14 protein-coding genes and 1 pseudogene are annotated in these 16,850 nt (G+C 70.4%); 5 read left to right on the top strand and 10 right to left on the bottom strand.

What is annotated here, in order from left to right; genetic code table 11:
• Positions 1–67 precede the first annotated feature (67 nt).
• The 9 genes from ACWDR4_RS05045 to ACWDR4_RS05005 form a co-directional block, all read right to left on the bottom strand.
• Positions 68–3,055, bottom strand: a complete 2,988-nt coding sequence (locus ACWDR4_RS05045; protein WP_450403982.1) for an esterase-like activity of phytase family protein — start codon at positions 3,053–3,055, stop codon at positions 68–70.
• A 135-nt stretch (positions 3,056–3,190) separates the two neighbouring features.
• Positions 3,191–4,126 carry an ABC transporter permease gene (locus ACWDR4_RS05040; protein ID WP_450403979.1) on the bottom strand — a complete coding sequence of 312 codons (936 nt, stop codon included), beginning with the start codon at positions 4,124–4,126 and terminating at the stop codon, positions 3,191–3,193.
• The gene (locus ACWDR4_RS05035; protein WP_450403977.1) at positions 4,123–5,244 is read right to left on the bottom strand and encodes an ABC transporter permease; all 1,122 of its coding nucleotides are present in this window, start codon (positions 5,242–5,244) and stop codon (positions 4,123–4,125) included. Before ACWDR4_RS05035 ends, ACWDR4_RS05040 begins: the two co-directional genes overlap by 4 nt.
• Entirely contained in the window at positions 5,241–6,827 is a 1,587-nt protein-coding gene (locus tag ACWDR4_RS05030; protein ID WP_450403974.1) for an ABC transporter ATP-binding protein, read from the bottom strand. The genes ACWDR4_RS05035 and ACWDR4_RS05030 overlap by 4 nt, the downstream gene beginning before the upstream one ends.
• Before the next feature lie 16 nt (positions 6,828–6,843).
• Positions 6,844–7,935 carry a BMP family lipoprotein gene (locus ACWDR4_RS05025; protein WP_450403972.1) on the bottom strand — a complete coding sequence of 364 codons (1,092 nt, stop codon included), beginning with the start codon at positions 7,933–7,935 and terminating at the stop codon, positions 6,844–6,846.
• A 112-nt stretch (positions 7,936–8,047) separates the two neighbouring features.
• Entirely contained in the window at positions 8,048–8,797 is a 750-nt protein-coding gene (gene deoD, locus ACWDR4_RS05020) for a purine-nucleoside phosphorylase (RefSeq protein WP_450403969.1), read from the bottom strand.
• The gene (locus ACWDR4_RS05015) at positions 8,797–9,546 is read right to left on the bottom strand and encodes a glutamine amidotransferase (protein ID WP_450403967.1); all 750 of its coding nucleotides are present in this window, start codon (positions 9,544–9,546) and stop codon (positions 8,797–8,799) included. The genes deoD and ACWDR4_RS05015 overlap by 1 nt, the downstream gene beginning before the upstream one ends.
• A gap of 84 nt (positions 9,547–9,630) precedes the next feature.
• Positions 9,631–10,671, bottom strand: a complete 1,041-nt coding sequence (locus ACWDR4_RS05010; protein ID WP_450403966.1) for a LacI family DNA-binding transcriptional regulator — start codon at positions 10,669–10,671, stop codon at positions 9,631–9,633.
• Entirely contained in the window at positions 10,661–12,028 is a 1,368-nt protein-coding gene (locus tag ACWDR4_RS05005; RefSeq protein WP_450403964.1) for an amidohydrolase, read from the bottom strand. Before ACWDR4_RS05005 ends, ACWDR4_RS05010 begins: the two co-directional genes overlap by 11 nt.
• 210 nt (positions 12,029–12,238) lie before the next feature.
• On the opposite strand from ACWDR4_RS05005, the gene ACWDR4_RS05000 reads away from it, so the two are divergent.
• On the top strand, positions 12,239–12,430 hold the full coding sequence (locus ACWDR4_RS05000; RefSeq protein ID WP_450403961.1) for a DUF6381 family protein: 192 nt from the start codon (positions 12,239–12,241) through the stop codon (positions 12,428–12,430).
• 320 nt (positions 12,431–12,750) lie between these two features.
• Positions 12,751–13,059, top strand: a pseudogene (locus tag ACWDR4_RS04995) (transposase); the annotation flags it as partial.
• Between the two features lie 468 nt (positions 13,060–13,527).
• Here the strand turns inward: ACWDR4_RS04995 and ACWDR4_RS04990 are convergent.
• Positions 13,528–14,433, bottom strand: coding sequence for an AraC family transcriptional regulator (locus tag ACWDR4_RS04990; protein WP_450403959.1), 906 nt, complete (start codon positions 14,431–14,433; stop codon positions 13,528–13,530).
• A 143-nt stretch (positions 14,434–14,576) separates the two neighbouring features.
• Between ACWDR4_RS04990 and ACWDR4_RS04985 the strand changes: the two genes are divergently transcribed.
• The 3 genes from ACWDR4_RS04985 (at position 14,577) to ACWDR4_RS04975 (ending at position 16,801) form a co-directional block, all read left to right on the top strand.
• Entirely contained in the window at positions 14,577–14,894 is a 318-nt protein-coding gene (locus tag ACWDR4_RS04985; RefSeq protein WP_450403956.1) for a putative quinol monooxygenase, read from the top strand.
• 119 nt (positions 14,895–15,013) lie between these two features.
• Positions 15,014–15,982, top strand: a complete 969-nt coding sequence (locus ACWDR4_RS04980; protein WP_450403954.1) for an alpha/beta hydrolase — start codon at positions 15,014–15,016, stop codon at positions 15,980–15,982.
• Positions 15,983–16,039: 57 nt separating this feature from the next.
• Positions 16,040–16,801 carry an SDR family NAD(P)-dependent oxidoreductase gene (locus ACWDR4_RS04975; protein WP_450403952.1) on the top strand — a complete coding sequence of 254 codons (762 nt, stop codon included), beginning with the start codon at positions 16,040–16,042 and terminating at the stop codon, positions 16,799–16,801.
• The last annotated feature ends 49 nt before the right edge of the window (positions 16,802–16,850 follow it).

Below are 16,850 nucleotides of genomic sequence, written 5' to 3'. Positions count from 1 at the left end.
CATCGCCGTCACCGCATACGAGGGCCGCATCAGGTGGAGGTGCGGCCCGGGCAGGCCGGGGCCGTGGTCAGGGCAGTTCGGTCACTCGGTCGGTGCCGGGTGGGGTGACCGGGCTGTGGGCGGTGAGGTGGTCGGTGAGGGCCGCTATGTCGTCCCCGCCGCCGACGGGGTCGGTGCCCTCGGCGAAGGTGGTGAATCCGTCGCCGCCCGCGGCGAGGAAGGTGTTCGCGGTCACCCGGTAGGTGGCGTCCGGCTTCAGTGGTTCGCCGTTGAGCGTGATCGACGTCGGGTCGATGCGGTCGCCGACCGGGGCGCCACGCGAGAAGGAGTACGTCAGGCCCTTGGAGACGCCGAGCATGAGGGTGGGTGCCCGGGTACCGGAGTCGTTGAACTGCTCCTCCAGGATCTTCTCGATCTGGGCCCCCGTCAGGTTCACGGAGACCAGGGATCCGGCGAAGGGCTGTACGGCGTAGGCCTCCGCGTAGGTGATCTCGCCGGGCGCCTCGCCGCCCGTCGATGATGCGTGCACCAGGTCCGCCCGTACCCCGCCCGGGTTCATCAGGGCGATCTGGGCCCCGCCGCGCTCCGGTGCCGAGGTCGCGGCCAGTTGGGCGTCGGCGATCAGGTTCGCCAGGTCGGACTCGGCGTCGCGGGTCTCGGAGCGGGTGATGTCGGCGGTGACGCTGCCGACGATCCGGTTGGCCAGTGGCGCCGACAGTGCCTTCCACTTGTCGATGACGGCGGTCTGGTCGGTGTCCTTGGCGCCGGTGCGGGTGACGAGGTGGTTCATCGCGGCGACCTGGTCCCGTACGACATCTCCGGTGCGGCGATCCACCGGCAGCCGTGTCTCGGTGATCACCCGGCCGAACGACGACGCGGAGGTGACCAGGCGGGGACGGCCGGCCGGGTCGGGCAGGGAGCAGATGTACGGCTGGTGTGTGTGCCCGGTCACCACGGTGTCGATCGCCGGGTCGAGGTTCTTGGCGATGTCGACGATCGGCCCTGAGATGCCGTCGCACTGGCCGTACGACCCGGCCTGCACGCCCCCTTCGTGGAGCAGCACGACGATCGCCTCCACGCCCTGGCGGCGCAGTGCGCGGGCGGAGGCGTTGGCGGTCTGCACCTCGTCGAGGAAGCGTACGGAGGTGATGCCGGACTGGCCGGTGACCTCGGGGGTGCCCTCCAGGGTCATGCCGATGAAGCCGACCTTCACCCCGTCCACCCGCTTGACCCAGGTGGGCGCCAGGAGAGGCTTGCCGGAAGCGCGGTCGATGACGTTGGCGGCCAGCCAGGGGAACTCGGCGCCGTCGTACGGCTCGTCCTTGATGAAGCAGCCGTCCTCGGGGTGGCAGCCCCCGTGCTGCATGCGCAGCAGTTCGTCGGTGCCCTCGTCGAACTCGTGGTTGCCGACGCTGGTGACGTCCAGGTGCAGCTTCTCCATGGATTCGACGGTGGGTTCGTCGTGGAAGAGGCCGGACAGGAAGGGGCTGGCGCCGATGATGTCGCCCGCGGCGACGGTCAGCGAGGTGTCGGTGCCCTGCCTCAGCTGGCCCAGCCGGGCCGCGAGGTATTCCGCGCCGCCGACCGGCGTGGACTTCGGGTCGAGCTTCGAGCCGAGGTTGGCGTCGCGGCCGGTGGGCGGTTCCAGGTTTCCGTGGAAGTCGTTGAAGGACAGCAACTGGACGTCGACGGTGGACGGCGGTTTCTGGGTGGTGGGAAAGGCGCGGGTGTACGAGATCCACAGGCGGACGTCGGCGGCGTCCGTACGGCCGTTGCCGTCGAGGTCTCCGGCCGGGCCGGCGGTCGGGACGGCCGCCAGGTCCTTGGCGCTGACGGCGCCGTCGCCGTTGACGTCCGGTGTGCGGTGCGCCAACAGCCCCGAACGCACCGACAGCAGATGGAACTTGGTGACGCTGCCGTTGAAGCCGAAGTTGTCGTCGGCGACGAGGACGAGCGAGCGGGAGCCGTCGGGCAGTCGCGGCCCCCAGGTGATGCCCTCGACGTTGTCGGCGTCGGTGCCGGAGGTGGTGAAGTCGTACAGCAGCTTCTTCGGCATGGGCTTCTCGGTGCCGGACAGGGCGTCCTTGCCGTTGACGTCGGTCGCGCCGATGGTGCTGGTCCAGTAGAGGCGGATGGAGAAGCCGACACCGGAGGCGAAGGACCGTTCGACGGTGAGGTAGTCGGTCTCGTTGATCGCGAGGATCTCGGAGACGCCCCGGTCCGCCGAGTAGGTGCCGACCGGGGCGGGCAGGGGTGCGGTGGGCGCGTCGGAGATCGGGTCGACCTCGTAGACGTGCTCGGCCTCCGGCTTCCCTGTACGACGGTCCATCAGCAGCAGGCGGGAGGGGCTCTTGGCCGTCAGCCCGGCCGCCGGGCCGTCCTGGACGAGGGCGTTCTCGGTGATGGTGGTCACCGTGCGCCCGTCCGGGGAGAGGGTGAGCCCCTCCAGGGCCTGGTTGTTGCGCACCCCGGCGGTGAGGGTGCCCGAGGCCGATCGGACGGGGGCGTACGCCTTGGGGAGCGGCAGTTCGCGGACGTACCCACCGGACGTGGCAGCCTCGCGGACGAAGGCGGGCTGACCGGCGGAGGAGGCTCCCTCGCTGGTCCAGAGCAGGCTCTTGCCGCCCGGGGTCCAGCGGATCGCCTCGGGGTCGACCGCCTTGGGGGCGAAGGGTTCACCGGTGGTGTCGGCGAGCACGGTCAGGCCGTCGAGGGCGGGCTTGTCGTCGGCGAAGGCCGCCCCGTCGAGCGGCAGTCGGAGGGTGTAGAAGCGGGCCTTGCCGTTCTCCGAGCGGTCGTCGCTGAGGGCGACGTACTCGCCGGACCGCGGGTCGTAGTCGATGCCGGACAACCCGCCGAACGGCATGCCGAACTCGGTCGTTCCGGCGGGCACCGTGAGGGTGTCGAGGAGCCGCACGTCCTGCGGCTTTCCCGAGTAGTCCGCCCCGGATCGCGCCGCGAACCCGTTCGTGAGCCCGAGGCTGCCGAGGAGGCCGGCCGTGGCAAGGCAGCTGAGAAGCGCGCGTCTGCGGCGCGCTGGAGATCTGTGGCGCATGGGTGTCCTTCGGAAGGGGAGGCGAAGGGAGCGTGCGGGCATGGCTCGCCGCCCCGTTCGCTCGGCGAATCGCGGGTGGTGGGAGAGCTCTGTGGTTGAGGGAAGAGTTGAGGGAAGAGGGGTGTGGCCGAGGCGTCAGAGTGAGGCAGCGGCCGGCACTGCACGGCCCCGGCGCTTGCGGCGCCAGGCGTACAGCGCGAGCGCGACCAGCGTCATCACGTACGGGATCGTCGACACCAGCTGCGGCGGTACGTCGAGCGTGCCGAGCTGCACGGCCAGTGCCTCCGCCGCTCCGAAACCGAGTGCGGCGAGGAAGACACCCCACGGCCGCAGGCCGCCGAGGAACACGGCGGCGAGGGCGATGAAGCCGCGGCCGGCCGTCATGTCCCGTACGAAGAAGGAGACGTAGCCCATGCTGAGGAAGACGCCGGCAAGTCCGGCGAGTGCCCCGCTGAGGGCGAGTCCGGTGTACTGGACACGCCGTACCGCGATCCCCACGGACTCGGCTGCGTCGGGCATCTCGCCGACCGCGCGCAGGTGGAAGCCGAAGCGGGTGCGGTAGAACAGCCAGGCGACGAACGGCGCGGCCAGGAAGGCCAGCCAGGTGACCATGTTCTGGCCGCTCAGCACATCACCGAGCACCGGCACGTTCTCGATGCCCGGCAGGGTGACCGTCGGCAGGCTGCCGCTCTTCAGGCCGGAGGTGCCGCCCTTGTCGTCGAGGAGGCTGTAGACGGCGTAGGCGGTGCCGCCGGAGGCGAGGAGGTTGAGGCCGATGCCCGCGATGATCGCGTCGGCGCCCAGTTCCAGCCGCAGCGCGGCGAGCAGCACACCCAGCAGGGTCGCCATCGCGACGCCGCTGACCGCGCCCAGTGCGACGGAGCCGCTGTAGCCGGCGACCAGCGCCCCGGTGCAGGCGGCGGAGAGCATCTGGCCCTCCAGGGCGATGTTGCTGATCCCGGCGCGTTCGGCGACCAGCCCGCCGAACGCGGCGAGCAGATACGGCGTGGCGATCCGCAGCACGGCCGCCAGGAAGGCGCTGCTGAGGACGACGTCGAACACGGAACTCATCGGACACCCACCTGCCTGCGCGCGATGCGCCGCTTGAGCAGGTTCGGCAGGGCCTGGGCGGTGACCAGCAGCACGATGACCGCCTGGATGACCACCACGATCTCGGTGCCGACGTCCGTCTGCTGTTCCATGATGTCGCCCCCGGCGCGCAGGTAGGAGTAGAAGAGTCCGGCGACCACGACGACCAGCGGGTTGTTCCTGGCCAGCAACGCGACCACGATCCCTTCGAAGGCGAGGCTGCCGGCGAGCCCCGGTTCCAGTCGCCCGTACACGCCCTGGATGAGATGGGCACCGGCCAGGCCCGCGACGGCGCCGCCGATGACGAAGCTCCACTCGATGACGCGGGGCACGCGGATACCGCCGTACGCCGCGAAGTCGGGGTTGGCCCCGGTCATCCGGATGCGGTAGCCGAGCGGGGTGCGGGTGATGAGCAGCCACAGCGCGACGGCGGTCAGCAGCATCACCCCGAAACCGATGTTGGCGCGGCCCAGCGGGACGCCGAACCAGTCGCTCAGCGGAGTGAGCGCGGAGTCCTGCTGGATGGACTTCGAGTGCACGGCGCTGCTGCCCGACTCCTTCAGCGGGCCGTTGACCAGGTAGTCGTAGACACGCACGACGATGGCGTTGAGCATCAGCGTGGCCACGATCTCGTTGGCACCGAGGCGTGCCTTCATCGTGCCGGGCACCAGGCCCATTCCGGCGCCCGCGGCGGCAGCCGCGGCCATCGGCACGATCACGGCGACGACGGGCGGCAGCGGCACGAAGATCGCGACAGTCGCCGCCGCCAACGCACCGGCGTAGACCTGGCTTTCGGCGCCGAGGCTGATCTGCCGGGCGCGGAAGGGGATCGCGACCGACAGCCCGAGCAGGGTGAGCGTGGTGGCGTCCTCCAGCCAGCGGCCGACGCGGAAGGAGCGTTCCAGCGGGCCGGTGAGCATCACCTCGTAGGCCCGGATCGGGTCGTTGCCGGTGGCGAGCATGACGAGGAAGCCGATGGCCAGGGCGGCCAGGATGGTGGCCAGGGCCATGCTGAGGTCGACGGCGAAGTCGCGGCGCCGGGTCGTTCGGTACTGGCGCCGGTCTTCGGTCTCGATCGCTGTCAGGGGGGTGGTGGTCACGGGGCCTCCTCCCCCAGGTCTTCCAGGCCGGCCGTGAGCCGGTCCCGGTCGTGCTGCTCGACGCCGAGCATGTAGAGGCCGACCCGCTTCTCGGTGAGGCCGGCTGTGTCGTCGAACCGGGCGACCAGGCGGCCGTCCTTGAGGACGAGCAACCGGTCGGACAGCGCGAGGAGTTCGGTGAGGTCGGCGGAGATCAACAGGACGGCGGCGCCCGCGTCACGCGCGGCGACCAGGCGCTCGTACATGAACCGCATCGCGCCGATGTCCACCCCGCGCGTGACCTGCGAGGCGATCAACAGGCGTGGCCCGGCGGAGAGTTCGCGGGCGACGATCACCTTCTGCATGTTGCCGCCGGACAGTGCGCGCACCGGGACCGACGGGTCGGGGGTACGGATCGCGTACTGGTCGATCAGCCGCTCGGCATGGGCGCGTACGGCACCCGGGCGCAGGACGCCACGGCGGGCGAGGGGCGGTCGGTCGTGACGGTCGACGACGAGGTTGTCGGCGATCGACGCGTCGAGGGCGGCGCCGTTGTGCAGCCGGTCCTCCGGTACGTAGCCGATGCCGGCCCTGCGGTGTCCTGCCACGTCGAGACCGGCCGTGTCGGTGCCGTCGATGTGGACGGTGCCCTCGGTGCCGCGGCGCAACCCGGCCAGGATGTCGGCGAGTTCACTCTGGCCGTTGCCCTCGATGCCGGCCACGCCGACGATCTCCCCGGCGGCGACGTCGAAGGCGAGGCCGTTCAGGGACTGGCCGGTCGGGGCCTCGTAGCCGAGGCCCCGTACCCGCAGGGTGGTCTCCCCGGGTCGGGCGGGGGTGCGGTCCACGTCCAGGGACATGTCGCGGCCGACCATCATGGAGGCGAGTGAGCGTTCGGTGGCGTCGGCGGTGACGACCGTGCCCACCAGGGAGCCGGCGCGCATCACGCTCACCTTGTCGCTGATCTCCCGTACCTCGCGCAGCTTGTGCGAGATGAACAGCACGGTCATCCCGTTGTCGCGCAGCCGGCGCACGGCGCCGAACAGGTCCTCGGTCTCCTGTGGGGTGAGCACGGCGGTCGGCTCGTCGAGGATCAGCACGCGGGCCCGCCGGTGGAGTGCCTTGAGGATCTCGGTGCGCTGCCGCATCCCGACCGACACCTCGTCGACGCGCGCCCTGGGGTCGACGACAAGTCCGGACTCCTCGGCGAGCCGAGCGGTCGTCTCCACGGCCGCCTTCGGGTCGACCAGACCGCGCCGGCCCGGCTCGACGCCGAGGACGACGTTCTGGGCGACGGTGAAGGACGGCACCAGCATGAGGTTCTGGTGCACCATGCCCACGCCCAGCGCGATCGCCGAGGCCGGACCCCGCAGCACGCGGGGCCGTCCGCCGACCAGGATCTCGCCCGCGCTGGGCTGTTCGAGGCCGTAGAACATCTTCATCAGCGTGGACTTGCCCGCGCCGTTCTCACCGACGACCGCCCGGATCTCGCCCGGCGGGACCTCCAGGTCCACGGCGCGCACCGCCCGGACCCCGTTGGCGTAGGTCTTGGTGACCTGGCGGGCGGCGACGGCCGGTCCGTCCTTGCCCCATGGCTCGTTCATCGTCAAGGCCGTTCGGCTAGAGGGCGCTGGGCACCGTGACGGAGCCGGACTTGACCTCGTCGGCGGCTTCCTGGACCTCGGTACGGATCTTCTCGGGCACCAGCTCCTTGAAGTGGTCGTCGTTCACATAGCCGACGGCGTCCTCGGCGAGGCCGACGGTGGAGACCGAGCCGTACTTCAGGGAGCCCTTCTGGTCGTTCTGCGCGGCCTCGTACAGGGCGTTGCCGACGTTCTTGAGGATGGAGGTGACGACGATGTCCTTCTGCGCCTGGTCGGCGAGGGTCTGGTACTGGTCGGAGTCGACGCCGAACGCGTACCGCTGAGCGCCGACGGCCGACTCGAAAGTGCCGAGCCCGGAGAGCCCGGCGACCGGCCACACCAGCGCGGCGCCCTGGCCGTACATGGCGGTGCTGATCTCCTTGCCCTTGGCCGGGTCGCCGAACGGCTTGTCGCCTCCCACGTACTGCACGAGGACGTCGGAGTTCTTTCCGCCGGCGGCCTGGAAACCCGACTTGAATCCGACGACGAAGTCCTCGATCAACGGGATCTTCACGCCGCCCATGACGCCGACCTTCTTCAGCGATTCGGTTCCCTTGAGCGCTTTCGCAGCCACCAGCTTCTCCGCCAGGAATCCCGCGAGATAACCGCCCTCGTTCTGTTTGAACGTGACGGAGTAGACGTTCTCGCACTTGTTGGAACAGGCGCCGTTCTTGCCGCTGTAGTCGACCGGGGCGTCGAAGACCCAGAACTTCTTGTCCGGGAATTCCGGGGCGAGTTTGCCGATGTAGTCGGTGACGTCGAAGGTACCGGCGGCAAGGATGTCGTAGTCGTCGGCCGAGGCGGCGTCCTCGAAGCCGGGCTCCCACTTGGTCCGGTCGGAGCCGAGCTCCACCACCTTGAGCTCGTAGCCGAGATCCTTCTCGGCCTTCTGCAGACCCGCGTAGGCGGAGTCGAAGAACGACTTGTCACCCAGCCCGCCATTGAGCACCAATTTGATGCGCGGCTTGCCGGAGGACGACGCTCCGGAATCGTCCCCGCCCGATCCCCCGCACGCGGTCAGCACGAGCATCCCTGTCGCCACGACGGCGGCGCTTCTTCCGTATCGCATCATCGACCTCCTGATCATTGTGTTGCTGAGTGAGCGGCTGCGTTGACAGTAGAAAGTGCAAAACGTTTTGGCTACGTTGCCCGGTTTCGATTTGATTTCCAGTGCGGGAATTTCAGACATCGGTCAGCAGCGCGGTCGCGGCGATGCGCAGCGTCCGGTCGAAGTCCGTCTCGCGTTCCTCGGCGGTGAGCGCGTCACCGGTGCGGAGGTGGTCGGACACGGTCAGCACGGCGAGGGCCTCGCCGCCCTCCGCGCAGGCCACGGCGTACAGTCCGGCCGCCTCCATCTCGACCGCGAGGGTGCCCCGGCGCTCCAGGGCGTCGAAGAGGGCGGGGCGCTCGAGGTAGAAGTGGTCGCTGCTGAACACCGGTCCGATGTGCACTGCCTCACCGCCGGAGAGTTCCCGCTCGGCGGCGTCCTCGGCGGCACGCAGCATCCGGTAGGAGGGAGCGAGGGAGAGGGTCACGCCGTCCACGAGGACGCGGCTGAGGCTGGAGTCGGTGTGCGCGGCGGAGGCGATCACCACGTCCCGTACGGACACCGAGGCGGGGATCGCACCGGCCGTGCCGACCCGGACGATCCTGCGCACACCGTAGTGGCGGAACAGCTCCGTCGCGTAGATCGTCACGGACGGGATGCCCATGCCGGAGGCGAGCACCGACATCGGCACGCCCCGGTGGCTTCCGGTGTAGCCGAGGATGCCGCGTACGTCGGTGACCTGCCGCGCGTCCTGAAGGAACGTCTCGGCGATCCGCCGGGCGCGGCGCGGGTCGCCCGGCATCAGCACGAGTGGCGCGAAGTCGCCCGGCCGAGCCGCGATGTGCGGTGTGCCGGTGACGGACGTACTCACGTGCGGGGCCATCACAGCTCCGCTCCGGCGAGCCAGCGCACCAGCCGGTCCCACAGCTCGGAGTAGCCCTCCCAGGCAAGGAACGGTGGCGGCGCCCAGTGCGGTGCCACGTCGGACGTGAACGCCCCCGATCTGCCCGCGCCGTGGCCGCCGACGACGAGCAGTGGGTGCCCGGCACACTCGGCGAGCAGCGACGCGTCCGGCCGGGCCGTGACCTCGTTGAGGCCCAGCAGCGCGGGCCAGGACCGCTCAAGACCCCGTACGACCGCGTGCTCGCCCACCACTTCGGGGACGGCACCGGCCGAGAGCTCCACCCGGTCGTCGCGGTCCAGCATCGTCACCGGCAGGGCGGCGGCGAGCGGGGAGCGCCCCCATCGCGCGCGGGCGTCGATGCCGCTGAAGGTCAGATAGCCGCCGATCATCAGCACCCCGCCGCCCCGCTCCACGAAGTCGCGCACCAGCTCGGACCGGTCGGGCGCGGGGACGGAGTGGTTGAAGGTCTCTGGCGGGAGCTGGAAGCTGTTGGCGCCCACATCGCTGATGACGACGACGTCGTACGCGTCGAAGCCGTCGGCGGAGGCCGGTACCCGGGTCGGGATCTCGTGCGAGGGCACGTAGGTCACCTCGTGGCCGCGCGAGCGGAGCGCGTCCAGGAAGGCACCTCCGCCCTCGGTGTACTCGGAGGTGTGGAAGGCGTCGAAGCCTTTCTGATGGACCGTGTAGGTGAACCAGGACTCGCCCACAACGAGCACTCTGGGCATGGCGAACCGCCTTTCGAGGGAGGGGGTGTTGCCGCGCGGCACGGCAACTCCGTGCGGCGCGTGGGAAGTCGGGTCGGGTGAGGGTCAGCGGGCGGCGGGTGCCGTGCTGCCGCGGACCTTGAGTTCGACGGGAAGGGTGTGCCGGGAGGCGGGTGGGACCTCGCCGCGGGTGACGTACTGGAGGAGTTGGGCGGTGGCGGTGCGGCCGACGTCGTAGGCGGGCTGGTGGACGGTGGTCAGGGGCGGATGCGCCAGCGTGGCCGCCCGGATGTCGTCGAAGCCGACCACCGAGACGTCGTCCGGCACCGACAGTCCCGCCTCGCGGAGGGCGGTGAGGGCGCCGAACGCCATGAGGTCGTTGGCCGCGAAGACGGCCGTGCAGTCGTCGGGGAGACCGCCCTCCTGGAGGAGTTCGGCGACGAGGCCGTATCCGGAGGTCTCCTTGAAGTCGCCGACGCGTTCGACGACCTCGCCCCGGAAGGCCCGTACGAATCCGTTCGCCCGGGCGTTGCTGCTCTTCAGGGCACGCGGGCCGGTCAGCATGAGGGCGCGACGGTGGCCGAGCGCCCAGAGGTGCTCACCGACCAGCCGTCCGCCCGCCTCGTGGTCGGCGGTGGCGATGAGAGCGCCTTCGAGGCCCTCGACCTCCTCGTCGGCGAGCGCGATGGGGAACTTGCCCATCAGGGCCTCCAGTCTCCGCCGGGACGGCGGGGATCCCGAGGCGTACACCATGCCGTCGATGAACCGGCTGCGGATCATGCCGAGGTAGCGGTCCTCGCGGTCGGCGTCGAACTCGGTGTTGCACAGGATCAGGCCGTAGCCGAGGTCGTGGGCGGCGTCCTCGGCACCCTTGGCGAGTTCGGCGAAGAAGGTGTTGCTGATGTCCGGGATCAGCAGGCCGATCACCGAGGTGGAGCCGGCCTGGAGGCTGCGGGCCAGCGACGCCGGGACGTAGCCGAGCCGGTTGACGACACTTCGGACGCGGGCGGCGGTGTGCTCGTTGACCGGCCGGTTGCCGCTGAGGACATGGGAGACGGTGGTGGCGCTCACTCCGGCCGCCGCGGCCACATCTTTGATGGACGCGGGGCGCCGGACCGCCGCCCGCGCATACGGCTCAGGGGTCATAGTGCTGCACCGCCCTGCCGTGGGAGGTGTCGAGGATCCGGGCCACCCGGGCGTCGGCCTCGGCCACCAGCGCCGGCACGTCCACGGTGAGCAGCCGGCCGTCGCGCATCAGGACCCGGCCGTCCACGACGACCGTGCGTACGTCACTGGCGCGGGCGCTGTAGACCAGTGCGGCGCGCGGATCGTGCAGCGGACGGCAGTGCAGCCCCGACAGGTCGGTCAGGACGAGGTCGGCGCGCATGCCCGGCTCCAGCGCCCCGATCTCCTTCTGCAGGCCGAGGGCCCGGGCCCCGCCGCGCATGGCCAGGCGCAGGGTGTCGGAGACGGTCATCCAGGTGGCGTCCCGCACGGCCTGCTTCTGGGTGAGGGCGACCAGCCGCAGCGCCTCCCACACGTCCAGCGTGTTGTGGCCGGCGGCGCCGTCCGTGCCGACCGCGACCGCGACTCCGGCGCTGAGCAGGTCGCGGATCGGGGTGAGCGGGGACAGGGCGTGCTTGAGATACACCTTGGGGCAGCAGGCGACGGCGGCCGTGCCCGCGTACTCGGCCAGCAGCGGCAGGTCGTCCTTGACGATCCCGCAGCCGTGCGCGATCAGTGCCCCGGCGTCCAGTACGCCGGTCTCGTGCAGCACCCGGATCGGGGTGACGCCACGCCGCTCCAGGCTGGACTGCGTCTGCTCCAGGTGCTCGGCGGCGTGGATGTGCACCCGCAGGCCGAGCCGCCGGGCGTGCCCGGCGAGGGTCCGCAGGTCGCCGTCGTCGACCGTGTACGGGGCGTGCGGCCCGAGCGAGACGGTCACCCGGCCGCCGGCACGGCCGTGCCACGCTTCGGCGAACCTCACCGTGCCCTCCAGGGCTTCCTCGCCCCGGCTGCTGAAGTACGTGGGCGCGATATCGGCCCGCAGACCGGTCTCGACGACCGCCTCGGCGATCTGCTCGGGGAAGAAATAGTGGTCGGCGAAGGTGGTGACGCCGGAGCGGATCATCTCGGCGCAGGCCAGCCTGGCGCCGATCCGTACGTCGGCGGGGGTGAGGTTGGACTCCATCGGCCAGACGCGGTCGTTGAACCAGCCCTCGACCGTCACGTCCTCGGCCGCGCCGCGCATCAGGGTCATGGGGCTGTGCGTGTGCGCGTTGATCAGGCCGGGTACGGCCAGCAGTCCGCGCCCGTCGATCACGTCAGCCGCGGGGCCCGGACCGAAGGGGCCCCCGGTCGGTCGTACGTCCTCGATGAGGCCGTCCGCCACCACGATGTCCTGCGCCCGCAGGATCTCGCACTCGCCCTGCGTCGGGACACGCAGCACATCGCAGCCGCTCACCAGGAGGCGGCCGGTCGGCGGAGACGTTCTGTCGCTCATGGCGCACAAGCTAGATATCCAAAACGTTTTGCACAACCATGAGTTTTCACCGGGACGGACGGTGCAGCTCCCTGTCGGGGGTGCACGGCCGCATGGGCGCGCACGGCCGGGGCTGCGCGGATAACGGTGAGTGAGCGTTCGAGATGCTCGGTGGCGGGGGCGCTGTTTTGCTGGTGTGGCCCGCTCTTCCCCGTCACACAAGGAGTGATCATGAGCGTTGCAGGCGAGTCCGGCGGCCGTGCCAAGGAGATGCGCCAGAAGGCGCAAGAGATGGAACAGGCCGCAGAGCGTGCCACCGACCCGGACGAGCGTCAGCGGCTGAAGGAGAAGGCCCGCCAGCTCAAGGAGCAGAGCGAGCGGCAGGGCGGCACGGGCAGCAGGGACACCGACCCCATGGTGTAACAGCCCCATGCGCACCGGCCGGTGGCCGTCCCCGCGACCTTCCGCGCGCGAGGCCACCGGCCGGTCATTCATGTCTCCGTTACCGCGGCGCGGTCGGAGACCGGCGCCAGTGCGACGTGGCCCACGATCGTGCCCCGCCTGTCGGCGAGAACGCCGCACAGCACGATCGCCGCCTCCAGTTCAGCACCAGCCCCGTCGAGCGTGACGGGCCGTGGCCACACAAGGGATCGCGTCCCATGAAGTGGTGTAGCCGGGCAGGGTCCCGGAACGCGGGGGTGTCTGCCCGGGGTGTGCATCCGCTGGCGGTGCATGCTCCCTAACGCCGGCGGCGGATCGACCGGGCGTTGTTCGCCGTGGTGATGGAGGCATACGTGCACGGGGTCTCGACCCGCTCGGTCGATGACCTGGTCAGAGCACTTGGTGCGGACAGCGGGATCTCCAAGTCCGAGATCTCCCGCATCTGCGGCGAACTGGACGAGGAACTGACCGCGTTCAAGGAACGGCCGCTGGATCACACCGTCTTCCCGTACGTCTTCCTGGACGCCACCTACTGCAAGGCCCGGGTCAACCACCGGATCGCCTCGCAGGCCGTGGTCATCGCGGCCGGGATCTCCGCCACCGGGCACCGCGCCAAGCGGGTCTTCCCGATGCCCGGCTCTCCGGTGATCTCCACGACCGAGCCCCGGCCGTCGCCCAACGCGTTCACGATCCGTGCGAGTACGGCGAGTTCGGTCTCCCGCCCGACGGGGCGCTCTCCGGCAGCCGGTACTTCCACTGCGGTCATGAGCGCCGTTGCCCCTCGCAGGTGCCGTCGGGCGCGTATCCGGGGCGGCCTGGCCGCGGGGCGCCGTCACCGTTCGAATTCCTGCGGCGCAGCGGCGGGGTAGCGCCGGTCCCGGGCGCGGCGAGCCGGTCGGTGGCCTGACGAAGGTTCCCCTGGTGGATGTGGGGCCCCCAATGCTGGTTCCGTGCCCGCGCGGCACAGTCGGTCCGGCGACGACCCGGAAGAGCTCGGCTCCCGCACCTCCGGTGTCGATCGCCCTGCCCACGTCATCCTCGCCGGCCCGTGCGCGATCCTCCTGCGGGGCCCGGCCGGCTCAAGGGAGGACACCTGCCGGGGTGCGTACGGCCTGACGCAGGCGGGCGGCGTCCTGGCTGGGTGGCGCGCCGAACTGGCGGCGGTACTCCCGGCTGAACTGTGACGGGTTGTCGTAGCCGACGCGGTGGCCGACCCCGGTGACGTCGCCCGGGTGGGTGGCAAGCAGCAGCCGGGCCTCCTGGAGCCGGATCTGCTTCTGGAACTGGATGGGGCTCATCGCGGTCACCGCCTGGAAGTTGCGGTAGAAGGCGGAAACGCTCATCCCGGACAGCCGCGCCACGTCCTCGACCCGGAAGGGCTGGGCGTAGTGCTCGCGGATCCAGCGCACGGCCCGGGAGACGTGGCTGAGGCTGCTGTCGGCCAGGCCGAGCTGACGAACCGTCGCGCCTTGCTCGCCGGTGATCACACGCCACAGGATCTCGCGCTTGACCAGCGGGGCCAGGACGGCCCGGTCGCGGGGCTCGTCGAGCAGGCGCAGCAGCCGTACCCCCGCGTCGAGCAGCGCGGCCGGAGCGTTACTGACGGCGATGCCCGACGGCGCGCCTCCGCTGGTGCGGGGGATGTCTGCGGGTCCGGCCTGCAGCAGCAGTTCGGCAACGGCGGACGGTTCCAGTACGAGACCGAATCCGAGCGCCGGTTCCTCGGGGTCGGCCTGGGTGAACTGTCCGGTGACGGGCAGATCGACGGATGCGACCAGGTACTGCCCGGGCCCGTACTCGTACACCCGCTCGCCGAGGGCGAGTCGTTTGGCACCCTGCGCGATGACCGCCAGCACCGTGCCCGACATCGAGGGTGACGGCGGATCGGGCCGGTCGACCTTCGAGATGAGGACGCCGTCGATGGCGGTGGTCCAGTCGGGGCGGGCATGCCGGGCCAGCAGGGTGCGCAGCTCTTCGAGGTACATACGTCCATTGCAGCACCGCTCCACGCTGTGGCTCCCGCGTTCGCGAGGATCGTGCAAGTAGGAGCGAGCATCGTTCTAACGTTTTCGCAGGTCAGGTCGGTTGAATGGAATCACCTCACTCCATCACCGTGAAAGAGGCAGCCATGACCGTCAATTACGGTTTCAACGCCACCCTGACCGCCAAGCCCGGAATGGGCGACCAACTGGTCGACCTGCTGCTGACCGGCCTGAACGAGGGCAGCCCCGGCGCGGGCGAACACTGCGTCGTCTACCTCGTCTCCCGCTCCGCGTCCGACCCCGACATCGTCCATGTCACCGAGGGGTGGACCAGCGAGGAGGACCACCACCGGATCTTCGCCGGCGAGGCCGCCCAGACCATCGTGGCGCAGATCGACGGCCTGCTGGCCAAGGAGTCCGAGTACACCGACTACGTCCCGGTCCGCGGCAAGGCCGCCTTCTGACCCGCCGATCGCCCCGTACCCCGGCCCTCTCGGCCCTGCTGCCTCGGTGCCTCGACGCCTCCCGAGTCGGCCCTCTCCTCGCCCGACCGTCCGCCACCACCCCGCGAAAGGCCGCGACCATGACCACGGCACGACCCACCCTGGACCCCGAACTGCGTGAGCTGCTCGCCGACATGCCCCTCATGTCCCGGCTCAGCCCAGAGATCCTCGCGCAACTGCGCCGGCTCCCGTCGACGCCCGTCGAGCCCCTCCTCGCCCACCGGCAGGTCGACCGGCGCGAAGTCACCGTGCCCGCCAAGGACGGTGCCCCGATCCCTCTGTCGGTCTTCAGCCCCGCGAACACCGATCGCACCGCCGCCGCACCCTGCGTCTACTGGATGCACGGCGGCGGGATGGTCATGGGCGACCGCTTCTCGCAGATCGACATCCCCCTGGAGTGGCTCGACGAGTTCGGCGCGGTCGTCGTCTCCGTGGACTACCGGCTCGCGCCCGAGGCCACCGGCACCGCCCTGGTCGACGACTGCTACCAGGGCCTGCTGTGGGTCGCCGAACACTCCGCCGAACTGGGCATCGACCCCGCCCGGATCATCGTCGCGGGCGCCAGCGCGGGCGGCGGCCTCGCCGCCGGCGTCACCCTGCTGGCCCGCGACCTCGGCACCCCCGCGATCGCCGCGCAAATGCTGATCTGCCCCATGCTCGACCACCGCAACACCAGCACGTCCAGCCGTCAGTACTCCGGCGGGCCCGGCGTGTGGACCCGCGAGATGAACGAGTTCGGATGGCGTGCCGTCCTCGGCGAACTCACCGACCAGGAGATACCCGAGTACGTCTCACCCGCGCTGGCCGACGATCTCTCCGGCCTGCCGACCACCTACATCGACACCGGCTCCGCCGAAGTCTTCCGCGACGAGGACACCGACTACGCCACCCGCATCTGGGCGGCCGGCGGCCAGGCCGAACTCCACGTCTGGGCGGGCGGTTTCCACGGCTTCGACGCCCTGTACCCGCAGGCACGCATCTCCGCCGCAGCCCGCCGGACCCGCACCGCCTGGCTCACCCGGCTCCTGCTGCCGGACTCCGCCGCATAGCGCCACCGGCGCACCCACACACCACCCATGCACCACACGCACACCAGGAGGAACACCATGAAGGTCGCCGTCGTCACGGGCGCCAGCTCCGGCATAGGACGAAGCGCCGCGATCGAGATCGCGAAAGGCGGAAACGGAGTCATCCTCACCTACAGCAGCAACCCGCGAGGAGGGCTGGAGACGGCCGCCACCATCGAGAAGGAGGGCGGCACGGCCGTCGCACTCCCGCTGGACGTCAGCGAAGCAGGCACCTTCACGGCCTTCCGCGACACCGTGACCGACGTGCTGCACGACACCTGGCAGCGCGACACCTTCGACTACCTGGTCAACAACGCCGGTTTCGCACAGACGTCGTTGATCGAGGACACGACCGAGGAGATGTTCGACAGGCTCATGCGCGTCCTCCTGAAGGGCCCGTACTTCCTGACGCAGAAATTGCTGCCCCTGATGGCGGACGGCGGGGCCGTCGTCAATACGAGCAGCAACTCGGCGACGGCGGTGACCGGCCTGGAGCCCGGCTACTCCGCCTACGCCTCGATGAAGGGTGGACTGGATGTGCTGACCCGGTACATGGCCAAGGAATTCAGCACACGTGGCATCCGCGTCAACGCCGTCTCGCCGGGGTCGACCCGCACGCGGATCGCCGACGACGCCTTCAGCCGGTTCCCCGAGGTCGTCCCGGCCCTCGCTGCGAAGACCGCGCTCGGCCGGGTCGGCGAACCCGACGACATCGGCGCGATGATCGCCACACTGGTCTCCGACGAGAGCCGCTGGGTCACCGCTCAGAACATCGAGGTGTCGGGCGGCTACAACCTCTAGCGGAAGGCTACGGAAAGTCTTGGTGCAGGGGCGTCTGGCCGTCGGCTGG

It is taken from the genome of Streptomyces sp. NPDC000878, assembly GCF_053599695.1.
Note: the sequence above shows the minus strand (reverse complement) of the source record. Positions and strands in the feature narration are given on the sequence as shown.

Bases quoted from the DNA above. Each gene is read 5' to 3' on its own strand.
- ACWDR4_RS05045 (WP_450403982.1), bottom strand. From the start codon at position 3,055: ATGCGCCACAGATCTCCAGCGCGCCGCAGACGCGCGCTTCTCAGCTGC.
- ACWDR4_RS05040 (WP_450403979.1), bottom strand. From the start codon at position 4,126: ATGAGTTCCGTGTTCGACGTCGTCCTCAGCAGCGCCTTCCTGGCGGCC.
- ACWDR4_RS05030 (WP_450403974.1), bottom strand. From the start codon at position 6,827: ATGAACGAGCCATGGGGCAAGGACGGACCGGCCGTCGCCGCCCGCCAG.
- ACWDR4_RS05025 (WP_450403972.1), bottom strand. From the start codon at position 7,935: ATGCGATACGGAAGAAGCGCCGCCGTCGTGGCGACAGGGATGCTCGTG.
- deoD (WP_450403969.1), bottom strand. From the start codon at position 8,797: ATGGCCCCGCACGTGAGTACGTCCGTCACCGGCACACCGCACATCGCG.
- ACWDR4_RS05015 (WP_450403967.1), bottom strand. From the start codon at position 9,546: ATGCCCAGAGTGCTCGTTGTGGGCGAGTCCTGGTTCACCTACACGGTC.
- ACWDR4_RS05010 (WP_450403966.1), bottom strand. From the start codon at position 10,671: ATGACCCCTGAGCCGTATGCGCGGGCGGCGGTCCGGCGCCCCGCGTCC.
- ACWDR4_RS05005 (WP_450403964.1), bottom strand. From the start codon at position 12,028: ATGAGCGACAGAACGTCTCCGCCGACCGGCCGCCTCCTGGTGAGCGGC.
- ACWDR4_RS05000 (WP_450403961.1), top strand. From the start codon at position 12,239: ATGAGCGTTGCAGGCGAGTCCGGCGGCCGTGCCAAGGAGATGCGCCAG.
- ACWDR4_RS04990 (WP_450403959.1), bottom strand. From the start codon at position 14,433: ATGTACCTCGAAGAGCTGCGCACCCTGCTGGCCCGGCATGCCCGCCCC.
- ACWDR4_RS04985 (WP_450403956.1), top strand. From the start codon at position 14,577: ATGACCGTCAATTACGGTTTCAACGCCACCCTGACCGCCAAGCCCGGA.
- ACWDR4_RS04980 (WP_450403954.1), top strand. From the start codon at position 15,014: ATGACCACGGCACGACCCACCCTGGACCCCGAACTGCGTGAGCTGCTC.
- ACWDR4_RS04975 (WP_450403952.1), top strand. From the start codon at position 16,040: ATGAAGGTCGCCGTCGTCACGGGCGCCAGCTCCGGCATAGGACGAAGC.